This is a genomic window from Pseudomonas sp. FP453, assembly GCF_030687495.1.
Classification (GTDB): Bacteria; Pseudomonadota; Gammaproteobacteria; order Pseudomonadales; family Pseudomonadaceae; genus Aquipseudomonas.
The window spans coordinates 2,032,372-2,053,386 of the sequence record NZ_CP117435.1 but is presented as its reverse complement, the minus strand read 5'-3'; the positions used below and the strand labels follow the sequence as shown (position 1 = coordinate 2,053,386).

Genomic DNA, 21,015 nt, shown 5'->3' with positions numbered 1-21,015 from the left:
TTCACCATGCACACCCCTTCCTACCCGCGTGGGCGCTTTGGCCTACTGAAACTCGCGCCGCTGTCCCTGGCCATGCTCAGCGCCTCGGTGCTGAGCATCAGCCCGGCACACGCGGACAGCGTCAACGTGGCCGCCCAGGCCTACGACATCCCGGCCGGGCCGCTGGGCAGCTCGCTCAATCGCTTTGCGCAACAAGCCGGCGTGGCCATCGTGTTCCAGTCCCACGAACTGGAAGGCCTCAACGGCCCTGGCCTCAAGGGCAGCTACGGCATCCAGGACGGTTTCGACCGGTTGCTGCTGGGCAGCGGTTATCGCGCGGTAAAAGGTGATCAGGTCTACGCCCTGCAACCGGCGCCCATCGCCAGCGATGGCAGCATGGAACTGAGCCCGACCCAAGTCAGCGCCACCCAACTGGGCAATATCACCGAAGGCACGGGCTCCTACACCCCTGGCACGCTCGCGACTTCGACGCGCCTGGTGCTGACGCCCAAGGAAACCCCGCAATCGGTCTCCGTGGTCACCCGCCAGCACATGGATGACTTCGGCCTGACCAACGTCGACGACGTGATGCGCCACACGCCCGGCATCACCGTGTCGGCCTTCGACACCGAGCGCAGCAACTACTATGCGCGCGGCTTCTCGATCAATAATTTCCAGTACGACGGCATCCCTTCCACTGCGCGCAACGTCGCCTATTCGGCGGGCAACACCCTGAGCGACATGGCGATCTACGACCGCGTCGAAGTGCTCAAGGGCGCCACCGGCCTGCTCACTGGCGCCGGCTCCCTCGGCGCGACGATCAACCTGGTGCGCAAGAAACCCACCGCCGACTTCCAGGGCCACGCCACCCTCGGCGCCGGTTCGTGGGACAACTACCGCAGCGAACTGGACGTCAGCGGCCCGCTGAACGACAGCGGCAACGTACGCGGCCGTGCGGTGGCGGCCTACCAAGACAAGCATTCGTTCATGGACCACTACTCGCGCAAGAGCCCGACGTACTACGGCATCATGGAGTTCGACCTGTCGCCCGATACCCTGCTGACCGTAGGCGGCGACTACCAGGACACGTTGCCAAAAGGCTCGTCCTGGTCGGGCAGCTTTCCGCTGATCAACTCCCAGGGCAATCGCAACAGCGTCAAGCGCTCGTTCAACGACGCCGCCGAGTGGAGCAGTTGGGAGCAATACACCCGCACCGTGTTCGCCATGCTCGAACATGACCTGGGCAATGGCTGGGTGAGCAAGCTGCAACTGGACCACAAGATCAACGGCTACCACGCCTTGATGGGCTCGATCCAGGGCGACCAGCCGCAGCCGGATGGCACCGCGCAACTGACCTCGGGCAAATACACCGGGGAAACCGTCAGCGACTCCGCCGACCTGTATGTCAGCGGCCCGTTCAGCCTCGGCGGGCGTGAACATGAGCTGGTGCTGGGCGGCTCGATCAGCGCCTCGGAGTGGAAAGGCAAAGGCTATTGGAACCTCGACCCCAATATCGTCGACTTCAATAACTGGCACGGCCACGCAACCATGCCGGACTGGGGCAAGGCGCAATCGCTGATCGACGATACCGTGCGCCAGACCGGCGCGTACGCGACCACACGCCTGAACCTCGCCGACGACCTCAAGGTGCTGCTCGGCGCGCGCCTGGTCAACTATCAGGTCACCGGTTACAACCCCAGTTACCGCGAGTCCGGGCGCGTCGTGCCGTATATCGGCGCGGTCTACGACCTGAACGACACCTACGCGCTCTACGCCAGCTACACCGATATCTTCATGCCGCAGGAAAACTACAACCGCGACCGCGACAACAAGCTGCTGGAACCGGATGAAGGCCAGAACTGGGAGCTGGGGATCAAGGCCGACTATCTCGACGGTCGAGTGAATGCCAGCGCCGCCTACTTTGAAATCCACGAGTCCAACCGTGCGCTGTCCGACGACGAGTACAACAACCTCAAGCCCACACCGAACAACTATGCCTATAAAAGCAGCAAGGCGGTGACAAAGGGTTATGAAGTGGAGATGTCCGGCGAAATCGCCCCTGGCTGGCAGCTGCAGGCCGGCTACACCCACAAGATCGTGCGCGACGACAAGGGCGTGAAGATCTCCACCTTTGAACCGGAAGACCAGGTCAAGCTGTACACCACCTACAAACTCAAGGGCAACCTGGACAAGTTGACCGTCGGCGGCGGCGTGCGCTGGCAGAGCGTGGGTTGGCAGGACATCTATAACAGCCCGCGTGGCGGCTATGAGGAGTTTTCCCAAGAGGCGTATTGGCTGGTGGACCTGATGAGCAAATATCAGATCAGCAAGAACCTGTCGGCGACGTTGAACGTCAACAATATCTTCGACAAGAGCTACTACACCAATATCGGCTTCTATAACTCCGCCGCCTACGGTGAGCCACGCAACGTCATGGTGACCACCCGCTGGGATTTCTAAAGGCCAACAAACCTTGTGCTGATGGAGCTTCCTCCCTCAGCACAAGGTTGCTCCTACACAAATCGCAGACGAAAAAAAACCCGCTCAATGAGCGGGCTTTCTGTGGTGACCTGGCGTTCAGTGTTCCAGGTTTCCGAATATGGCGCAGCGGACGGGACTCGAACCCGCGACCCCCGGCGTGACAGGCCGGTATTCTAACCGACTGAACTACCGCTGCGCGTAACACATGAAGCGAATGGTGGGTGATGACGGGATCGAACCGCCGACCCTCTGCTTGTAAGGCAGATGCTCTCCCAGCTGAGCTAATCACCCTTCGTCTCGGTGTGGCGCGCATTCTACGGAGCGACCCAAGGTCTGGCAAGCACTTTCTTAAATCTTTTTTTTGAGGCCTTCCAATGGCTTAGGCAGGGTTGGCCTCAGACGCTATCAAGACAATAATGCCCGCCTTTGTATAAAGGAGAGACTCACCCCATGTGGTTCAAGAACCTGCTTATCTATCGCCTGACCCAAGATCTGCCTGTTGATGCCGAGGCGTTGGAAACTGCAATGGCCACCAAACTGGCGCGCCCTTGTGCAAGCCAGGAGTTGACCACTTACGGTTTCGTCGCACCTTTTGGTAAAGGTGAAGACGCTCCCCTGGTTCACGTCAGCGGTGACTTCCTGCTGATCGCCGCGCGCAAGGAAGAACGTATCCTGCCGGGCAGCGTGGTGCGTGATGCACTGAAAGAGAAAGTCGAAGAGATCGAGGCCGAGCAAATGCGCAAGGTCTATAAGAAGGAACGCGACCAGCTCAAGGATGAAATCATCCAGGCCTTCCTGCCGCGTGCCTTTATTCGTCGCTCGTCGACCTTCGCCGCCATCGCGCCGAAACAAGGCCTGATCCTGGTGAACTCGGCCAGCCCGAAACGCGCCGAAGACCTGCTCTCCACCCTGCGTGAAGTGATCGGCACCCTGCCGGTGCGTCCGCTCACCGTGAAAACCGCGCCAACCGCGATCATGACCGACTGGGTCACCACCCAGAAACCGGCCGATGACTTCTTCGTCCTCGACGAATGCGAACTGCGCGACACCCACGAAGACGGCGGCATTGTGCGCTGCAAGCGCCAGGACCTGACCGGCGAAGAGATCCAGCTGCACCTGACCACCGGCAAAGTCGTGACCCAGCTGTCCCTGGCCTGGCAGGACAAACTGTCCTTCATGCTCGACGACAAGATGACCGTCAAGCGCCTGAAGTTCGAAGACCTGCTGCAAGACCAGGCCGAGCAAGACGGTGGCGACGAAGCCCTGGGCCAACTGGATGCGAGCTTCACCCTGATGATGCTGACATTCGGCGAGTTCATCCCGGCGCTGGTTGAAGCGCTCGGCGGTGAAGAGACCCCGCAGGGCATCTAACAACACCGTTCCCAAGTGGGCACAGTCAGTGTGGGAGCTGGCTTGCCTGCGATGCAGGCACCTCGGTCTTCAGTCAGGCCGCGGTGATGCTATCGCAGGCAAGCCAGCTCCCACACAAGCCCGGCTCCCACATTGATCTCATTGCCACTTCAAAAATCCAATAACAAGGACACCCCATGCGCGCACTCGCCGCCCTGAGCCGCTTCGTCGGCAACACCTTCGCCTACTGGGGTGCTGATTTTCGCGGTGCTCGCGTTCCTCGAACCCAGCTGGTTCATCGGCCTGAAAACCGCCATCGTGCCGCTGCTGGGCCTGGTGATGTTCGGCATGGGGCTGACCCTCAAGATGGATGACTTCGCCGAAGTCGCCCGCCATCCGTGGCGCGTGGCATTGGGCGTGGTCGCGCACTTCGTAATCATGCCCGGCGTGGCGTGGCTTCTGTGCCAGGCCTTCCACCTGCCACCGGAAATCGCCGTCGGCGTAATCCTCGTCGGTTGCTGCCCAAGCGGCACCTCGTCCAACGTCATGACCTGGCTGGCCCGTGGCGACCTGGCGCTGTCGGTGGCCATCGCCGCCGTCACCACCCTCCTCGCCCCGCTGCTCACGCCGGCGCTGATCTGGCTACTGGCCTCGGCCTGGTTGCCGGTGTCGTTCATGGAGCTGTTCTGGTCGATCCTGCAAGTGGTGCTGCTGCCGATCGTGCTCGGCGTAGTGGCGCAGCGTGTGCTCGGCGAGCGCGTGCGCCATGCGGTGGACGTACTGCCGCTGGTGTCGGTGGTGAGCATCGTAATCATCGTCGCGGCGGTGGTTGCCGCGAGCCAGGCGAAGATCGCCGAATCGGGCCTGCTGATCATGGCCGTGGTCATGCTGCATAACAGCTTCGGCTACCTGCTGGGCTACTTCACTGGCCGCGTGTTCAAGCTGCCGCTGGCACAGCGCAAATCGCTGGCGCTGGAAGTCGGCATGCAGAACTCCGGGCTGGGCGCCGCACTGGCCAGTGCGCACTTCTCGCCATTGGCGGCGGTGCCGAGTGCGCTGTTCAGCGTGTGGCACAACATTTCCGGGGCGTTGCTGTCGACTTACTTCCGCCGCATGAGCGAAAAGGAAGACCGTCGCATTCTGGAAAACACCCCGCAAACTTGATCGCCGGATGATTGTTCGGCACTCTAGCGAGCTTCGCGGGGACGACCCCGCGAAGCGCTCAAGCGCCTAATCCGGGGACGACCCCACGTCTATAGAGAGAGGGTCAGCATGTCCTGGATCATTCTGTTTTTTGCCGGATTGTTTGAAGTGGGCTGGGCCGTCGGCCTGAAATACACCGACGGTTTCAGCAAGCCACTGCCCACTGCGCTGACCATTGCGGCCATGGCGGTGAGCCTTGGGTTGCTGGGGCTGGCCATGAAGGAACTGCCGCTGGGCACTGCCTATGCGATCTGGACTGGAGTGGGTGCCGTGGGCACGGTGATTGCCGGGATTATCCTGTTTGGAGAATCCATGGCGTTGGTTCGGTTGGCCAGTGTGGCGTTGATTATCTGTGGGCTGGTTGGGCTCAAGATCAGCACCTAGGCCACTACCGCTATCGCAGGCAAGCCAGCTCCCACACCAGACCGCGCTCGACAGAACAACTCGGTCAACTGTGGGAGCTGGCTTGCCTGCGATGGCGCCAGCCCACTCAACACAACCCTACCTGACACTCCCCCGCAACCCACCCACAACCTCCTGCAACCTTGCCGGCGTCGGCTCTTGCACTGGCTCCCCCGCCACCAACACCACCCGCGACCAAATCCGGTGAAACAACCCTTTCTTCGGATCGCGACTGAAAAAACTCCCCCACAACCCCTGCAACGCCAGCGGAATCACCGGCACCGGCGTCTCCTCCAGAATCCGCGTCACCCCAACGCGGAACTCGTTCATCTCGCCATCGGCCGTCAACTTGCCCTCCGGGAAGATGCACACAAACTCGCCGTCCTTCAGGTACTGCGCAATCCGCGTGAAGGCCTTTTCGTAGATCTGGATATCTTCATGGCGCCCGGCAATCGGAATCGCCCCGGCCGTGCGGAAGATAAAGTTCAGCACCGGCAAGTGGTAGATCTTGTAGTACATGACAAAGCGAATCGGCCGACGCACCGCGCCGCCGATCAATAGCGCATCGACAAACGACACATGGTTGCACACCAGCAACGCCGCGCCTTCGTCCGGGATCGCCTCCAGGTTGCGATGCTCCACGCGGTACATGGAATGGCTGAGCAGCCAGATCATGAAGCGCATGGTGAACTCGGGGACGATGCGGAAAATGTAGGGGTTCACGGCGATGTTGAGCAGCGACACCACCAGGAACAACTCGGGGATCGACAGCTTGGCCACGCTGAGCAGCAGGATCGAGACGATGGCCGACACCACCATGAACAGCGCGTTGAGGATGTTGTTGGCGGCGATGACCCGCGCACGCTCGTTCTCGGCGGTACGCGACTGGATCAGCGCATACAGCGGCACGATATAGAAGCCGCCAAACACCCCCAGCCCGAGGATATCGAACAACACCCACCAGGCCTGGCCGTAACTGAGCACCGCCAGCCAATCGTTGGCCTGCACGTTTTGCGGGAAGCCGCCGGAGTGCCACCAGAGCAACAGGCCGAACACGGTCAAACCGAACGAACCGAACGGCACCAGGCCGATTTCCACCTTACGCCCGGACAGTTTCTCGCAGAGCATCGAGCCGAGGGCGATGCCCACCGAGAACACGGTAAGAATCAGCGTCACCACGGTTTCGTCGCCGTACAACCATTCCTTGGCGTAGGCCGGGATCTGCGTCAGATAAATCGCCCCGACAAACCAGAACCACGAGTTGCCGACAATGGAACGCGATACGGCCGGCGTCTGCCCCAGGCCCAGGCGCAAGGTGGCCCAGGATTCGCTGAAGATATTCCAGTTCAACCGCAGCCCCGGGGTCGACGCCGCCGCCCGCGGAATACTGCGGCTGGCGAGGTAGCCGAGCACGGCCACGCCGACAATCGCCACCGCCACCACCGGCGCGTAATGGGTGGACGACATCATGATCCCAGCGCCAATGGTACCGGCCAAAATCGCCAGGAACGTGCCCATTTCCACCAGGCCGTTGCCGCCCACCAGCTCATCTTCGTGCAGGGCCTGGGGCATGATCGAGTACTTCACCGGGCCGAACAGCGCGGAGTGGGTGCCCATGGCAAACAGCGCCAGCAGCATCAGTTCCAGGTGGTTGGTGAGGAAACCCGTGGCGCCCACGGCCATGATCACGATCTCGCCGATCTTGATCGCGCGGATCAATGCGTCCTTGTTGAATTTCTCGCCAAACTGCCCGGCCAGCGCCGAGAACAGGAAGAACGGCAGGATAAACAGCAATGCGCACAGGTTGACCCAGATCGAGCGGTCACCGTCGATGGTCAGCTTGTAGAGAATGGCGAGGATCAGCGATTGCTTGAAGATGTTGTCGTTGAAGGCGCCCAGCAACTGGGTAATGAAAAACGGCAGGAAGCGCCGTGTGCGCAGCAAGGTGAATTGCGAGGGGTGGCTCATCGTCCGTGTTCCTGCGTGGCCTGTTTTTTTGTAAAAGCATTCAGGCCACGACTTTACCTAATCCGGCTTACTTATTCGCTAGTCCTGCAATACACGGCGAAACAAAAAGCTCGCCTTTATAGGCACCCTGCACGGTGCGCTTGGCGACGATCGCCCACATCAGCGCCAATGCCAGCACCAACATGCTGCCAAACATGCTGAAGAACCCCAGGTGCAACAGGCTCGCCAGCTTCAACGTCGCCAAGGCATACACCCCCAGCGGAAAAGTAAAACCCCACCAACCAAGATTGAACGGGATGCCGGCGCGCAGGTAACGCAGGGTGATCAGCACCGCGATCAGCATCCACCACAAGCCAAAACCCCACAGGGTAATGCCGGCCACCAGGCCCAGGCCGTTGGCCATCTCGCCGACGCCGGGCAAGCCGTTGGCGGCGAAGATCGCGGGCGCGTCGCCGCCGAGCAGCAACATGCCGAGGGCACCGGTGCCGATGGGGCCAAGGGCCAGCCAGCTCGACGCGGCCATGTTGGCGTGGGGCAGTTTATGCAGGGCCATGCGCAACATCAGGATGGTCAGGATGCTGAACGCCACCGGCAGGGAAAACGCCCACAGCACATAGCTGGTCACCAGCATGATCAGTTGCGCGTGGGCATCCGCCAGATGGGGCGCCAGCAAACCACCACTGGCAGCGGCGACTTCGGCGGCCACCACCGGCAACAGCCACACGGCGGTCATCTGGTCGATGCTGTGTTCCTGGCGGGTGAACATCATGAACGGGATCAGCACGCCGCAGGCCAGGGCCATCGCCACGTCCAGCCACCACAGGGCTTCGGCCAGCGGGATCACATCGCTGCCCCAGCGCGGCAAGCCGAACAGCAGCAAGCCATTGAGAATGGTCGCCAACCCCATGGGGATGGTGCCGAAAAACATCGACACCGTGGAGTGCCCGAAGATCCGCCGCGCCTCATGGAAGAACATCACCCAACGGGCCGCGTACAACACGCTGAACAGCACAAACAGGCCGATGGTGAAAAACCACAGAGCCTCGGCGATGGCCTGCACGCCCGGCAGGTTGACCGGCAATTGCGCGAGGGCCAGCGCCAGCACGCCGGTGCCCATGGTCGCGGCAAACCAGTTGGGGGTGAACTGGCGAATCACTTCCCGGGGCCGGGTCAGGTGGCTGAAGGGTTTGTAGCTGATGGTATTCGAGCAAGTCATGATGGCAATCCTCCTCCTCGCATGAGGTTGAGACCATGGTAGAACCGAATCGAATATCTATATAACGGGTAATTTCTCTAACTGTTATCTGTTTTACCTATAAGCGGGTCGCGCGAGCCCTGCATCAGCAAACCGGCCAGGGCACTCAGGGCCAGCACGATCAGCACAACGCCGTAGCCGTCGGTGGTGGCGATCAGGCCGAAACTGCGGATCAGGTTGCCCGCCAGCAGCGACGGCAGGCAGAAGGCCAGGTAACTCAACACATAAAACGCCGACATCAAACCCGCCCGTTCGTGGGGCAGCGCCAGGGGCACCACACTGCGCAGTGCACCGAGGAAACCCGCGCCAAAACCACTGCCCGCAATCAGCGTGGCGATGAAAAACAGCGGCAGGCTGGCGCTGTGTACGGCAGTGAGGATCAGCGCTACGCCGACTGCCAGCAGGCCAGCGCCCAGCCGCAGAACCTTGTCGGCCGGGCGATTGCGCAGGCTGAAAATCATCAGCGCGCCGCTCAAGGTCAGCACCGCCACCAGCCCGCCACCGATCAGGTTCGAGGTGGAACCGGTCGCCGCCCGCACCAGCGACGGCGCCAGCGACAGATAGAACCCGCCCATTGCCCACACCGCCACGTCCACCGGCAACGACAGCCATAATGCCCGCCGCGCTTGAGGCGGTACATGCAAGGTCGGGCGCAACGAGGCCAGTGCGCCTGGGATGCGGCTGACGGTTTCCGGCAAGCGCCACACGTATATCGCCTGTAAGAACATCAGCGCGAACAGCGTCCAGTAGATCATCTGGGTCGGCAGCGGCGCGAACTCCACCAGCAGGCTGCTACCCATCGCCCCACACGCCATGCCCAGCAACGGCGCGACGCTGTTGACCAGCGGGCCTTGCTGGCGGTCGGTGTCGAGCAACGCCGCGCCGAGCACGGCAGTGGCCATGCCGGTGGCGAAACCTTGCAGCGTACGCGCAGCGATCAGCCAGGCCACGCTGCCTTCATTGATAAACAGCAACATCGCCAGCATATCCAGGACCAGCGCGGCGAAAATCACCGGCTTGCGCCCCAGGTGGTCCGACAGCGAACCCACGGTCAACAGCGCCGCCAGCAGGCTGATGGCGTAGACACCAAAGATCAGCGTGAGCATGCCTGCGGAAAAATGCAGGCCTTCCTGATACAGGTGATACAACGGCGTCGGCGCGCTGGAAGCGGCGAGAAACGTCAGCAAGGTGATCGCCAGGAACACCAGGCTGGAACGATGAGTAGTGTGGCTGGACATGGGCACGCTCCGCTAAAGCTAATATTTTGCTTTTGCGCAGTGTGCGACTGGCCAGCGCTTAAAGCAAATTCTTTGTGTTAAGGTCGCAAACATGGCGATAAAAGAAGGCCTCCGCCCGGGGGGCCGTAGTGCCCGGGTGCAAGAATCCGTCCATTCGGCGGTGCGCGAACTGCTGGAAGCCCACGAGCGTTCCAGCGTGACCGTGCCCATGATTGCCGCGCGCGCAGGCGTCACGCCATCCACCATTTACCGGCGCTGGGGCGACCTGTCCGCCCTGCTGGCCGACGTGGCCTTGGCGCGCATGCGCCCCGACAGCGAGCCGGCCACTACCGGCAGCCTGCGCGGCGACCTGCAAGCCTGGGCCGAGCAGTATCTGGATGAGATGAGTTCAGAACCGGGGCGCAACATGATGCGCGACGTGCAATGCAGCCAGACGCCGGGGTATTGCGTGGCGCTGATTGGCGGGCAGTTGCAGGTGATTGTGGAGCGTTACCCCGACAGCCCGGCGCCCAGCGTGGAGCGGCTGATCAACCTGCTGGCGGCGCCGACGGTGTTCAGGATTCTGTTTGCGGATGCGCCGTTGCAGGTCGGAGAGTTGCATGCGCTGATCGAGTTGGCGCTGAAGCAATAACAGCCCCGCACAAAACCCAATGTGGGAGCGGGCTTGCCCGCGATAGCGGTGTATCAGTCAACCTTTTGCTAACTGACACATCGCTATCGCGGGCAAGCCCGCTCTCACATTTTTTACTGCATGCGTTCAGTAAGTTAAGTACGCATCCCACGCCCACTCACCAGCAGCTTCGCGCAACCGATATACAACACCACCGTTGCCACCAGCATGAAGGTGATCGCCACGCTGATCTTGATATCCGACACACCCAGAATGCCGTAGCGGAACGCGTTGACCATGTGCAACACCGGGTTGGCCAGGGACACGGTCTGCCAGAACGGTGGCAGCAGCGTGATGGAGTAGAACACCCCGCCCAGGTAGGTCAGCGGTGTCAGCACGAAGGTCGGAATGATCGAGATGTCATCGAAGTTGCGCGCAAACACGGCGTTGATAAACCCCAGCAGCGAGAAGATCGTCGCCGTCAGCACCACCACCAGGATGGTGACCCCGAGGTGATGCACCTGCAGGTGGGTGAAGAACAGCGACAGCAACGTCACGATCACCCCGACCATCAGGCCACGCAGTACGCCGCCCACGGTGTAGCCGATCAGGATGGTGTGCGGCGACACCGGCGAGACCATCAGTTCTTCAATCGAACGCTGGAACTTGCTGCCGAAGAAACTCGACACCACGTTGCCGTAGGCGTTGGTGATCACCGACATCATGATCAGCCCCGGCACGATGTACTCCATGTAGGTGAAGCCACCCATGTCGCCGATCTGCCGGCCGATCAGGTTACCGAAGATCACGAAGTACAGGACCATGGTGATCGCCGGCGGCAGCAGGGTTTGCGGCCAGATCCGGGTAAAGCGCTTCACTTCGCGATAGATGATGGTTTGCAGCGCGACGAGGTTGGGTTGCAGTTCGGAACTCATACCGCCACCTTCGCCAGATTTTTCTCCACCAGGGACACGAACAACTCCTCAAGGCGATTGGTTTTATTACGCAGGCTCAACACTTCGATGTTCTGCGTCGCCAACTGGGTGAACAACGCGGTGATGCCCATGGCCTTGTCCACCTGCACTTCCAGGGTGTGGCTATCCACCAGGCGGCTCGGGTAGCCGAGCAATTGCGGCGGCGCCGACAGATTGTTCTTCAAGTCGAGCAAGAAGGTTTCCACATGCAACTGGCCCAGCAGGTTACGCATGCTGGTGTTCTCGACGATGGTGCCGTGGTCGATGATGCCGATGTTGCGGCACAGCTGCTCAGCCTCTTCCAGGTAATGGGTGGTGAGGATGATGGTGATGCCCTTCTCGTTCAGCTCGGTGAGGAAGGTCCACATCGAGCGACGCAGCTCGATGTCCACGCCAGCGGTAGGCTCATCGAGGATCAGCAGGCGCGGCTCATGCACCAGCGCGCGGGCGATCATCAGCCGGCGCTTCATGCCGCCGGACAGCGAGCGCGACGGCACGTCGCGCTTGTCCCACAGGCCCAGCTGGGTCAGGTACTGCTCGGCGCGTTCCTTGGCGATCTTCGCCGGGATGCCGTAGTAACCGGCCTGGGTCACGACAATGTCGAACGTCTTTTCAAACTGATTGAAGTTGAATTCCTGGGGCACCACGCCGATGGAGCGCTTGAGCGCCGCCGGGGATTTGTCCAAGTCATGCCCGAAGATATTCACCGTGCCGCTGGTCTTGTTGACCAGGGTCGAGAGGATACCGATGGTGGTGGATTTGCCGGCACCGTTGGGGCCGAGCAAGGCGAAGAAGTCACCTTCGGCAACGTCCAGATCGATACCACTCAGGGCCTGGAAACCGTTGCCGTAGGTTTTGGTTAGCTGCCGGATGGACAGAGCGGAACTCATATCGGAATACGCACCAAAGAAGGGAATAGGAAGAATAGATGAAGGCGCACGCCACGAAGTTCAACGGCGGCGCATGACAGGCATGGTGGCTGCCTGCGCCGCACAAGTACAGTCACCTGTATTAATAGTCAGTATTAAGTCAACGCGGTCATGACCGCTTTGCGGTACGCCGGGCGTTGTTGCAGGCGCTGGTACCAGGCCTCTAGATGGGGCATTGCCGGCCGTTCGATGGGCATTTCGAACCAGGCGTAGGCAAAACAGCCCAAGGGGATATCGCCCATGCCGATCTCGTTGCCCGACAGATACGGCTGTTCGGCGAGGGCCTTGTCCACGGTGGCGAGTGCATCGATGCAGGCTTGGCGCCCCGCGTGGATGCTGTCCCAGTTCTGTTTTTCCGCGGGGGTGCGCAGGATGCCCCAGAACACGGCCTTGAACGGTTCGGCGAGGGTGGACGTGGTCCAGTCCATCCATTTTTCCGCGCTGGCCCGGGCTTTCAGGTCCGTCGGGTACCAACTGGACGCCTGCTTGGCGCAGAGGTAACGCACGATGGTGTTGGATTCCCACAACACAAAGTCGCCGTCTTCGATCATCGGCACCCGGCCGTTGGGGTTCAACGCGCGGTACTGCGGCGTGTCGACCACACCAAACGCGCCGCCCGCGTCGATGGCCTCGTAGTCCAGGCCGAGTTCCTCGGCGCACCACAGTGCTTTCCTGACGTTTGACGAATTTTTACGACCCCAGATCTTCAGCATGACCGTGCCTTATTGTGTGGTGAGCGCAGCAGCATACGCCGGTTCAGGCACGGCTTAAATCGGTCTGCATATCACCGAGCAAGGGCGGACTGTCATCGGTGAACAGGTGTGGGTAACAGCTGCGGATATGCTCGAAGAAAAACGCCTCGGGCACGTCAGGAAATTGCCCGTGATCCACCACGTACTCCATCGAACGCCGGCCCTGGCGATTGAACGCGTGGAACACGCTGTCGTTGACCCCATCGAACTCCAGCGCCGGCACATCGAACACATCGCACAGCTGCTGATTGAACGCCGGCGTGGCCTTGACCCAACGCCCCTGCAGGAACAGCTCGGTGTAACCGTGCATGGCAAACACATCGCTTTTCAGCAGCGCGAGCAGGCGCGGCGTGGACAGGTGGTTGCGCACATCCGCCAGGCCGATGCGCGCCGGGATGCCGCAGTGGCGGGCGCACGCGGCGAGCAAGGTGGCCTTGGGCACGCAATAGCTTTCGCCGGCGGCCAGGGCGAAGCTGGCGCTCAGGGTGTCGGGGTCGCGGCTGAAGGTGTAGGGGTTGTAGCGAATCGCCTCACGCACGGCGTAATAAAGGCTGACTGCCTGGTCATTTAAATCCCCACGGGTACCGCGGTGTTTTTCGGCGAACTCCACCACCGCAGGGTGGTCACTATCGATGAAGCGGCTGGGACTCAGGTACGTATCCATGAGCGTTATCTCCGAAGGAAGCCTGGAGTCTAGCGACAGGCCTGCCCGAGGGATAACGACGAATCGGCCAAATCTCGTAACACCCCAATCACCCCGCTTGTTCGGATGCCGACTAAGCTCCACGGTGGTTTCGCCCCTGGTTTCACGGAGGATTGAATATGCTGTTGTTGTGGATACTGGTTCTGGTCGCTGGCATTGCCTACCTGGCACACCGTCGCACCGCGCCCCTGCCCGCCCTGGGCGTCGTTGCCGTCTACCTGCTGGCGATGGGGGTATGGAGTCACGCGCCAGGATGGTTGCTGCTGATCTTCTGGGTAGTGCTGGCCGCCGTCGCCGCGCCTTTGCTGCTGCCCGACCTGCGCCGCCAATACTTCACCAAACCGCTGTTCAGCTGGTTCCAGAAAGTCCTGCCGCCGATGTCCGAGACCGAGCGCGACGCCATTGATGCCGGCACGGTGTGGTGGGACGGCGAACTGTTCAGCGGCCGCCCCGACTGGGACAAGTTGCTGGCCTATCCCAAGGCCCAACTGACCGCAGAGGAACAGGCGTTTATCGACGGCCCCACCGAAGAACTCTGCGCCATGGTCAGCGACTGGGAGATCGGCCAGGCCATGGACCTGCCGCCCGCCGCCTGGGCGCATATCAAGACCCACGGCTTCTTCGCCCTGATCATCCCCAAGGAATACGGCGGCAAGGGTTTTTCCGCCTATGCCCACTCCCAGGTCGCGATGAAACTCGCCACCCGCAGCGGCGACCTCGCATCCACCGTGATGGTGCCCAACTCCCTCGGCCCGGCCGAACTGCTGCTGCACTACGGCACCGATGAACAACGCAACCACTACCTGCCACGCCTGGCCCGTGGCGATGACATCCCCTGCTTCGCCCTCACCGGCCCGCTGGCCGGCTCCGACGCCGGCGCCATGCCCGACACCGGGATCATTTGCAAAGGCGAATGGGAAGGCAAGGAAACCCTCGGCCTGCGCCTGAACTGGGAAAAACGCTACATCACCCTCGGCCCGGTCGCGACCCTGTTGGGCCTGGCCTTCAAGGCCCACGACCCGGATCATCTGCTGGGTGACGAGGAAGACCTGGGCATCAGCCTGGCGCTGATTCCTACGAATACGCCCGGCGTGGACATCGGCCGTCGCCACCTGCCCCTTGGCGCCGCCTTCATGAACGGCCCCAACTCCGGCAAGGATGTGTTCATCCCCCTGGAGTTCCTCATCGGCGGCCAGGAAATGCTCGGCAAGGGCTGGATGATGCTGATGAACTGCCTCTCGGTGGGCCGTTCGATCTCCCTGCCTGCGGTGGGCACCGGCGCGGCCAAGTTCACCAGCCTGGTGACCGGCCAGTACGCCCAGGTGCGCGAACAATTCAACGTGCCATTGTCCGCCTTCGAAGGTATCCAGGAAGCCCTCGCGCGCATCGGCGGCAACGCCTGGCTGATGGACAGCGCGCGCATGCTCACCGCCAATGCGGTGGACCTTGGCGAAAAACCCTCGGTGTTGTCGGCGATCCTCAAGTACCACCTCACCGAACGTGGCCGCGAGTGCATCAGCCATGCCATGGATGTGCATGGTGGCAAGGGCATCATCATGGGCCCGAACAACTACCTGGGCCGCAGCTGGCAAGGTGCGCCGATCTTCATCACCGTGGAAGGCGCGAACATCCTCTCGCGCAACCTGATGATCTTTGGCCAGGGCGCGATCCGCTGCCACCCCTTCGTCCTCAAGGAAATGGCCCTGGCCGGCCGTGAAGACCACGACCAGGCCCTCAAGGAGTTCGACGGCCTGCTGATGCAACACATCGGTTTTGCCGTAAGCAACGCGGCCAGCACCCTGGTGCTGAACTTCGGCGTGGGCCACTTCGAGAAGGCACCGGGCAACCGCTTGAGCCAGGGTTACTTCCGCGCGCTGAACCGCCAGGCAGCTGCCTTCGCCCTGCTTGCCGACCTGAGCATGATGTTGCTCGGTGGCGAGTTGAAGCGCCGTGAACGCCTGTCCGCGCGCCTGGGTGATGTACTCAGCCACCTGTACCTGGCCTCGGCGGCACTCAAGCGCTACCACGACCTGGATTCACCGGAGCATCTGGAACCGCTGTTCACCTGGGCCATGGAAGAAAGCCTGGGCGAGTCGGAGCGCGCCCTGGATGAACTGCTGAGCAACTTCCCGAACAAGGTGCTCGGTTGCCTGCTGCGGGTGATCGTGTTCCCGTTCGGCCGCCGCCACACCGGGCCGTCGGATGCGTTGGATGCCGAAGTCGCGGCGGTGCTTGGCCGCGCCAAAGGCGACCCGACCCTGGAGGAACTGCTCGCCGGCTGCTACCGCCCACAATCGGCGGACGATCCGGTCGGTGCCCTGCAACAGGCCTACGACCTGCTCGGCGCCAGCCATCCGCTGCAGAAAAAACTGCATACCGCGCTCAAGAGCGGCCAGGTCAAACCGGCCGCCGGCGAGCATGCCATCGACGCCGCGCTGGAGGCTGGCGTGCTGCAACCGGCCGAAGCGCAAACCCTGCATGACGCCGAAGCGGCGCGGCGCAAGGTGATCGACGTGGATGATTTCAGCAAGGAAGAGCTGACGCAGGCTGAGGGTAAAGTCCGCTGATCCCAGCGGCCATATAAAAACGGGCGCTTGAGCTATATACTCTCGCGCCCGTTTTTGCTTTAGAGGACTTATCTCGTGTCCAACGTCGTTGCCGATCATCTCGTCTTGCTCGACCACCTGCGCAGCATCCTGGTTGCCGTCGGCGAAGCCGAACAGGTGCCCGAGGAAAGCCACACCCTGTTCCTGGAGCGCTTCGACGAACTGCGCGCCCTGCTGCCCATCGACCCGATCGAAAGCCAGTACCTGGGCCAGGACCTGATGAGCCAGGTCATCCTGCGCTACCCGCAAATCGCCCACCTGGTCCCGCGCGACCTGCTGTGGTTCTTCGGCGGTGACTGCCTGCACTTCATGCCCGATGAAGAACTGGACATGTACCAGGCCCTGGAAGAGCGTCGCTTCGAAGCCGAACAGAACGACGAACCGTTCGACTGGAACCAGGAAAAGCAGTTGCTGGCCATGCCGGTGGACCAGAGCAAGCACTGATCCCCAGTACACCACAAAGCCTGCTTACCTGTGGGAGCTGGCTTTTCTGTGGGAGCTGGCTTGCCTGCGATGCAGACAACTCGGTCTGTCAGTAGTACCGAGGTGATGCTATCGCAGGCAAGCCAGCTCCCACAGTAAGTCCTGCTCCCACAGAAGCCAGCCCCAAGCACTACCGCCGACGAAGTGTTGGCTCCCGCGCCATGCACTCCACCAGATAATCAATAAACACCCGCACCTTCGGCGGCAGGTACCGCGTCGGTGAATGCAACAACCACACCTCACCGTGATACGACGCAATAAAATCCCACTGCGCCAACACCTGCACAATGCTCCCCGCCTCCAGATCATGGCGCGCCGTAAAGTACGGCAGGCTGCCAATCCCCACATGCTGCAACACCGCGTCCAGACGCACCCCGGTATGGTTCGCCGCATAACGCCCACGCACCCCGACCGTTACCGTCTTGCCGGCCTGGCGAAACTTCCAGCGTGCATCCGCCGGTGTTTCCCCCAGGTAAATGCAACTGTGTTCCAGCAGATCATGAGGGTGTTGCGGCGTGCCGTGTTCGGCCAGGTACTGCGGCGTGGCGCACAACAGGTGTTCGATGGGAAACAACGGCCGCCCCACCAGTCCCGGTGGCGGGCTTTCGGAGATGCGCAGGATCAGGTCGAGGTTGTCGTCGATCAAGTCCACCGGCCGATCCTCGAGGATCAACTGCACATCCACCTTGGGATAGCGCCGCAAGAACTCCGGCATATGCGGATGGATCACAAACCGCCCCACCGCCTTGGGCACGCTGACGCGCACGCGGCCTTCGGCTTCGTGGGTGAATTGGCCGCTGACCTCCATCACCGCGCGCGCCGCGTTGACCATGTCCTGACACCGTTTGAACACCTCCTCGCCGCCTTCGCTCAAACGCAATTTGCGCGTCGTGCGTTGCAGCAAGCGGGTGGCCAGGGCCTTTTCCAGATGGGAAATGCTGCGGCTCACCGATGAAGGTGAAACGCCCATCTGCCGCGCGGCTTCGGAGAAGCTGCCGGTTTCCACCACCTTGACGAAAATCGCCATTTCGCCCAGCAGTGGCAAAGGAAGATTGATGCTCATGACGCACAGGTCCTTTGATAATTGAGCGGATTATCACCCATCTACGCACTATTTATACTGCCCGCAGAACCCTGATGCGGATGTAGAGAATGACCGAGCGCCTGTTTTTCACCCATGACCACCTGACCGCCGAACTCGAAGTGCTGGCCTGCACGCCCCACGAAGGGCAGTTCGCGGTGACCTTGCAATCGACGATTTTCCACCCGCAGGGCGGCGGCCAGCCGTTCGACACCGGCCGGCTCGGCGACAGCCAGGTACTGCGCGTCACCCAGGAGCCCGACCGTGTCGTGCACTACGTCGATCAGCCCGTCGCGCTGGGACCGGTTACCGCGCAGGTCGATGCGCAACGCCGCGCCCTGCACACGCGCCTGCATTCCGCCGGGCACTTGATCGGCAACGCCGGCGAACGGCTCGGCTGGATGCCGATCAAGGCCCATCACTGGCCGGGCGAAGGCAAGATCAGCTTTATCCGTGGCGAAGCGGCGCAAGACATGGACGCCGACGCAATCCAACAGCAGATCAACCAATGGATCGCGGCGGACTACCCACGCCACATGAACCTGGAAGACGGCAGCCGTGAAGTCGGCTTTGGTGAGTTGCCGGCCTATGCCTGCGGCGGCACACACGTCCAGGCCTTGGGCGAGCTGGGCCAGGTGACAATCCTGGCCTTGTCGGAAAAAAAGGGCACGTTGTCGGTACGCTACAGCCTGGACTAAACCGCTATCGCCCCCGCCCGACCCGACTCCACCACAAACGATTTGAGCGTCGCCACCGTGGCATTCGGGTCGCGCGGATCGGTGATCACACGCAAGTTCGTCAGCATCTTGTCCGCCTCAATCTCCACCGACACATACCCACGCTGGCGACTGTCGAAAAACTTCACATGCGGGTTGAGCGGCAGCAGTTTGCTGAACGCCTCAAAGGGCGGTCCATCCGAGGTCACCGACGTGCCGACAAACTCCGTGGCGACAACCGGCGAGTCGGGCTTGTTGCCATCCGCGTGCAGGTCCGTGACCCAGAACGAATGAATATCCCCGCCCCAGAACACCGGATTCTTCACCCGGTTGCGCTGGATGGACGCGAGCATCCGCGCGCGGTTGGCCATGTAGCCATCCCAGCCATCGGTCCAACGTCCGGGCTTGTGGTCAGTCAGGTCACGCTGGATCAGCGGCGCCACCAGCAAGTCCTGGGCGATCACGTTCCACTGCGCCTGCGACTGCGCAAACCCCTGATCCAGCCAGGCCTCTTGCTGCCAGCCGAGCATGGTGCGGCCGGGGTCGCGCAGGTCGTGGCAGAGATTGTCGGCGAGGTGCCCTTGGTGGCTGCCGTTGGCCGGAATGCATGGTTGCTCGGAGCGGTACTGGCGGCCGTCGAGCACATGGAAACGCGCCAGTGGGCCGTAGTCCAGGCGCCGGTAGATGCGCATGTCCGGACCTTTCGGCAGGCTGCTGGCACGTAGCGGCATATGTTCGTAATAGGCCTGGTAAGCCGCTGCGCGCTGTAGGAGAAATTTCTGCACCGGGATCTTCGGGTCCTGGGACCATTGGTTGGCGTAGTCATTCTGCACTTCGTGATCATCCCAGGTCGCGACGCTGGGGGCTGCGGCGTGCAAGGCCTGCAAGTCGGGATCGGTCTCTTGTACAGGGCGTAGCGGTTGCGGTAGTCGCTGAGGCTTACTGCATTGCCACTGCCATGGGAGCGAATGACTTTGCCCGACGACGGCGCGTAGGAACTGTCGTAGATATAGTCACCGAGAAAAAACACCAGGTCCGGCTGCTCGGCGGCGAGGTGACGATAGGCGCTGAAATATCCGCGCTCCCAATGCGAGCACGATACAAACCCCACCCGCGCCGCCACGTTGGCGTGCAACGGCGGCGCCGTGCGCGCCTGCCCCACCGGGCTCTGCGCGCCAAGGCCATCGAACTGATACCAATACGGTCGGCCCGCCTCCAGCCCCGCCACTTCAACGTGTACCGAATGGGCGAACCGCGCGCTGGCCATCACCTCGCCCTGGCGCACGATGCGTGTCATCGCCGCATCGCTGGCTACTCGCCAACGTACCGGCACCCGCACGGCTCAAGCCGCCACCGCCATCGGCGGCGTTGAACAACGGCGCCAGCCGCGTCCAGATCACAAAGCCGTCCGGCAGTGGGTCGCCGCTGGCGACGCCGAGGGTGAACGGATAATCCACCCCGGCACTGCGCGCAAACGGGCTGAGGATCGCAAAGGCCGAGCCCACCGCCAGCCCGGTCAATATCCGGCGGCGGTCATGGTCCACCAAGCCACTCACGAGGGACGCTCCCAGTCCTCACGCACCACGGCAAACCCGAGCAAGTCCTCGAACACGCCGTTCTTGAGAAACGCCTCGCGCATGCAGCCCTCAAAGCGCAGGCCGATTTTCTCCATCACCCGCGCCGATTCCTGGTTGCGGCCAAAGCACTGGCTGCCGACCCGCTGCAAGCCCAACTCAGCGAAGCCAAAATCCATCACCGCCCGCGCCGCCTCGGCGCCGTAGCCCTGATTGCGGCAGTGCGCCGCCACCCAACCGCCGAGGTGCCCGTAGCGATGCCGCGTGTTGAGTCGCAGGCTGACGATGCCGACCAATTCGCCCGTTTCGGACACATGCATGCCCAGGCTGAGCAAATCGCCCGCACGGTATTTCGCGGCCATGTTGTCGATGAAAGTGTGCGCGGTTTCCAGGGTATAGGGCGACGGAATGTTGGCCGTGTTGTCGGCGATTTTCGGCCCGTTGGCGAGCGTGGACAGGGTCTCGGCCTGGTGTGTTTCCAGGCCGCGCAATAGCAGGCGCGGGGTGGACAGATGTGGCAATTCGCTACTCATTCCTCGGGGCCCTCGATGTAAAGTTTCTGAGAATGCCCCTGCTGGATTTCAATTCTGTTACGTCGCAAAAATGACTACGGAGTCGCCTGCAAGACCCATCCTAGAGCCCTCAAAACGTCAATTAAAGTTAACCAATCGGTCATTTTTGGTTGTTAGCGTGTCGCCCCTAATTCAATAA

16 protein-coding genes, 2 tRNA genes and 2 pseudogenes are annotated in these 21,015 nt (G+C 61.8%); 8 read left to right on the top strand and 12 right to left on the bottom strand.

Going from position 1 to position 21,015, the window contains the following annotated elements:
* Nucleotides 1-6: 6 nt before the first annotated feature.
* Entirely contained in the window at nucleotides 7-2,439 is a 2,433-nt protein-coding gene (locus tag PSH87_RS09450; protein WP_017738331.1) for a TonB-dependent siderophore receptor, read from the top strand.
* Between the two features lie 140 nt (nucleotides 2,440-2,579).
* On the opposite strand, the gene PSH87_RS09445 is transcribed toward PSH87_RS09450, so the two are convergent.
* Both PSH87_RS09445 and PSH87_RS09440 read right to left on the bottom strand, forming a co-directional pair.
* Nucleotides 2,580-2,656: transfer RNA gene (locus PSH87_RS09445), tRNA-Asp, on the bottom strand.
* A gap of 19 nt (nucleotides 2,657-2,675) precedes the next feature.
* A tRNA-Val gene (locus PSH87_RS09440) sits at nucleotides 2,676-2,751 on the bottom strand.
* Between the two features lie 159 nt (nucleotides 2,752-2,910).
* Here PSH87_RS09440 and rdgC point away from each other — a divergent pair.
* The 3 genes and pseudogenes from rdgC (at nucleotide 2,911) to sugE (ending at nucleotide 5,397) form a co-directional block, all read left to right on the top strand.
* Nucleotides 2,911-3,831, top strand: coding sequence for a recombination-associated protein RdgC (gene rdgC, locus PSH87_RS09435; protein WP_122489196.1), 921 nt, complete (start codon nucleotides 2,911-2,913; stop codon nucleotides 3,829-3,831).
* Nucleotides 3,832-4,007: 176 nt separating this feature from the next.
* Nucleotides 4,008-4,974 (top strand): annotated as a pseudogene (locus PSH87_RS09430) (bile acid:sodium symporter family protein).
* 108 nt (nucleotides 4,975-5,082) lie between these two features.
* Nucleotides 5,083-5,397 carry a quaternary ammonium compound efflux SMR transporter SugE gene (gene sugE, locus PSH87_RS09425; RefSeq protein ID WP_305433253.1) on the top strand — a complete coding sequence of 105 codons (315 nt, stop codon included), beginning with the start codon at nucleotides 5,083-5,085 and terminating at the stop codon, nucleotides 5,395-5,397.
* Nucleotides 5,398-5,514: 117 nt separating this feature from the next.
* On the opposite strand, the gene PSH87_RS09420 is transcribed toward sugE, so the two are convergent.
* The 3 genes from PSH87_RS09420 to PSH87_RS09410 all read right to left on the bottom strand — a co-directional run bounded on the left by PSH87_RS09420 (nucleotide 5,515) and on the right by PSH87_RS09410 (nucleotide 9,876).
* Nucleotides 5,515-7,383: an MFS transporter gene (locus PSH87_RS09420; protein ID WP_305433251.1), complete on the bottom strand. Its 1,869-nt coding sequence runs from the start codon at nucleotides 7,381-7,383 to the stop codon at nucleotides 5,515-5,517.
* 67 nt (nucleotides 7,384-7,450) lie between these two features.
* On the bottom strand, nucleotides 7,451-8,599 hold the full coding sequence (locus PSH87_RS09415) for a TDT family transporter (protein ID WP_017737223.1): 1,149 nt from the start codon (nucleotides 8,597-8,599) through the stop codon (nucleotides 7,451-7,453).
* A gap of 77 nt (nucleotides 8,600-8,676) precedes the next feature.
* A complete protein-coding gene (locus tag PSH87_RS09410; protein ID WP_305433248.1) occupies nucleotides 8,677-9,876 on the bottom strand; it encodes an MFS transporter in 1,200 nt (399 codons plus the stop codon).
* A 91-nt stretch (nucleotides 9,877-9,967) separates the two neighbouring features.
* On the opposite strand from PSH87_RS09410, the gene PSH87_RS09405 reads away from it, so the two are divergent.
* Nucleotides 9,968-10,507, top strand: a complete 540-nt coding sequence (locus tag PSH87_RS09405) for a TetR/AcrR family transcriptional regulator (RefSeq protein WP_026136834.1) — start codon at nucleotides 9,968-9,970, stop codon at nucleotides 10,505-10,507.
* 134 nt (nucleotides 10,508-10,641) lie between these two features.
* Here PSH87_RS09405 and PSH87_RS09400 read toward each other — a convergent pair whose 3' ends face one another.
* The 4 genes from PSH87_RS09400 to PSH87_RS09385 form a co-directional block, all read right to left on the bottom strand.
* The gene (locus tag PSH87_RS09400) at nucleotides 10,642-11,421 is read right to left on the bottom strand and encodes an ABC transporter permease (RefSeq protein WP_017737220.1); all 780 of its coding nucleotides are present in this window, start codon (nucleotides 11,419-11,421) and stop codon (nucleotides 10,642-10,644) included.
* Nucleotides 11,418-12,350: an ABC transporter ATP-binding protein gene (locus tag PSH87_RS09395; RefSeq protein WP_017737219.1), complete on the bottom strand. Its 933-nt coding sequence runs from the start codon at nucleotides 12,348-12,350 to the stop codon at nucleotides 11,418-11,420. The genes PSH87_RS09400 and PSH87_RS09395 overlap by 4 nt, the downstream gene beginning before the upstream one ends.
* Before the next feature lie 134 nt (nucleotides 12,351-12,484).
* On the bottom strand, nucleotides 12,485-13,102 hold the full coding sequence (locus PSH87_RS09390) for a glutathione S-transferase family protein (protein ID WP_017737218.1): 618 nt from the start codon (nucleotides 13,100-13,102) through the stop codon (nucleotides 12,485-12,487).
* A gap of 43 nt (nucleotides 13,103-13,145) precedes the next feature.
* Nucleotides 13,146-13,805 carry a transglutaminase family protein gene (locus tag PSH87_RS09385; protein ID WP_305433245.1) on the bottom strand — a complete coding sequence of 220 codons (660 nt, stop codon included), beginning with the start codon at nucleotides 13,803-13,805 and terminating at the stop codon, nucleotides 13,146-13,148.
* Between the two features lie 158 nt (nucleotides 13,806-13,963).
* On the opposite strand from PSH87_RS09385, the gene PSH87_RS09380 reads away from it, so the two are divergent.
* Together PSH87_RS09380 and PSH87_RS09375 are read left to right on the top strand one after the other, a co-directional pair.
* Nucleotides 13,964-16,411, top strand: a complete 2,448-nt coding sequence (locus tag PSH87_RS09380) for an acyl-CoA dehydrogenase (RefSeq protein WP_305433243.1) — start codon at nucleotides 13,964-13,966, stop codon at nucleotides 16,409-16,411.
* A 75-nt stretch (nucleotides 16,412-16,486) separates the two neighbouring features.
* Nucleotides 16,487-16,894, top strand: coding sequence for a PA2817 family protein (locus PSH87_RS09375; RefSeq protein WP_017737215.1), 408 nt, complete (start codon nucleotides 16,487-16,489; stop codon nucleotides 16,892-16,894).
* A gap of 169 nt (nucleotides 16,895-17,063) precedes the next feature.
* Here the strand turns inward: PSH87_RS09375 and PSH87_RS09370 are convergent, their stop codons facing one another.
* The gene (locus PSH87_RS09370) at nucleotides 17,064-17,996 is read right to left on the bottom strand and encodes a LysR family transcriptional regulator (RefSeq protein WP_017737214.1); all 933 of its coding nucleotides are present in this window, start codon (nucleotides 17,994-17,996) and stop codon (nucleotides 17,064-17,066) included.
* Nucleotides 17,997-18,085: 89 nt separating this feature from the next.
* Between PSH87_RS09370 and PSH87_RS09365 the strand changes: the two genes are divergently transcribed.
* Nucleotides 18,086-18,712: a hypothetical protein gene (locus tag PSH87_RS09365; protein WP_017737213.1), complete on the top strand. Its 627-nt coding sequence runs from the start codon at nucleotides 18,086-18,088 to the stop codon at nucleotides 18,710-18,712.
* On the opposite strand, the pseudogene PSH87_RS09360 reads toward PSH87_RS09365, so the two are convergent.
* Nucleotides 18,709-20,286: pseudogene (locus PSH87_RS09360) on the bottom strand (alkaline phosphatase). The gene PSH87_RS09365 and the pseudogene PSH87_RS09360 overlap by 4 nt on opposite strands.
* The gene (locus tag PSH87_RS09355; RefSeq protein ID WP_305433240.1) at nucleotides 20,283-20,837 is read right to left on the bottom strand and encodes a GNAT family N-acetyltransferase; all 555 of its coding nucleotides are present in this window, start codon (nucleotides 20,835-20,837) and stop codon (nucleotides 20,283-20,285) included. The pseudogene PSH87_RS09360 and the gene PSH87_RS09355 overlap by 4 nt, the downstream one beginning before the upstream one ends.
* Nucleotides 20,838-21,015: the final 178 nt, after the last annotated feature.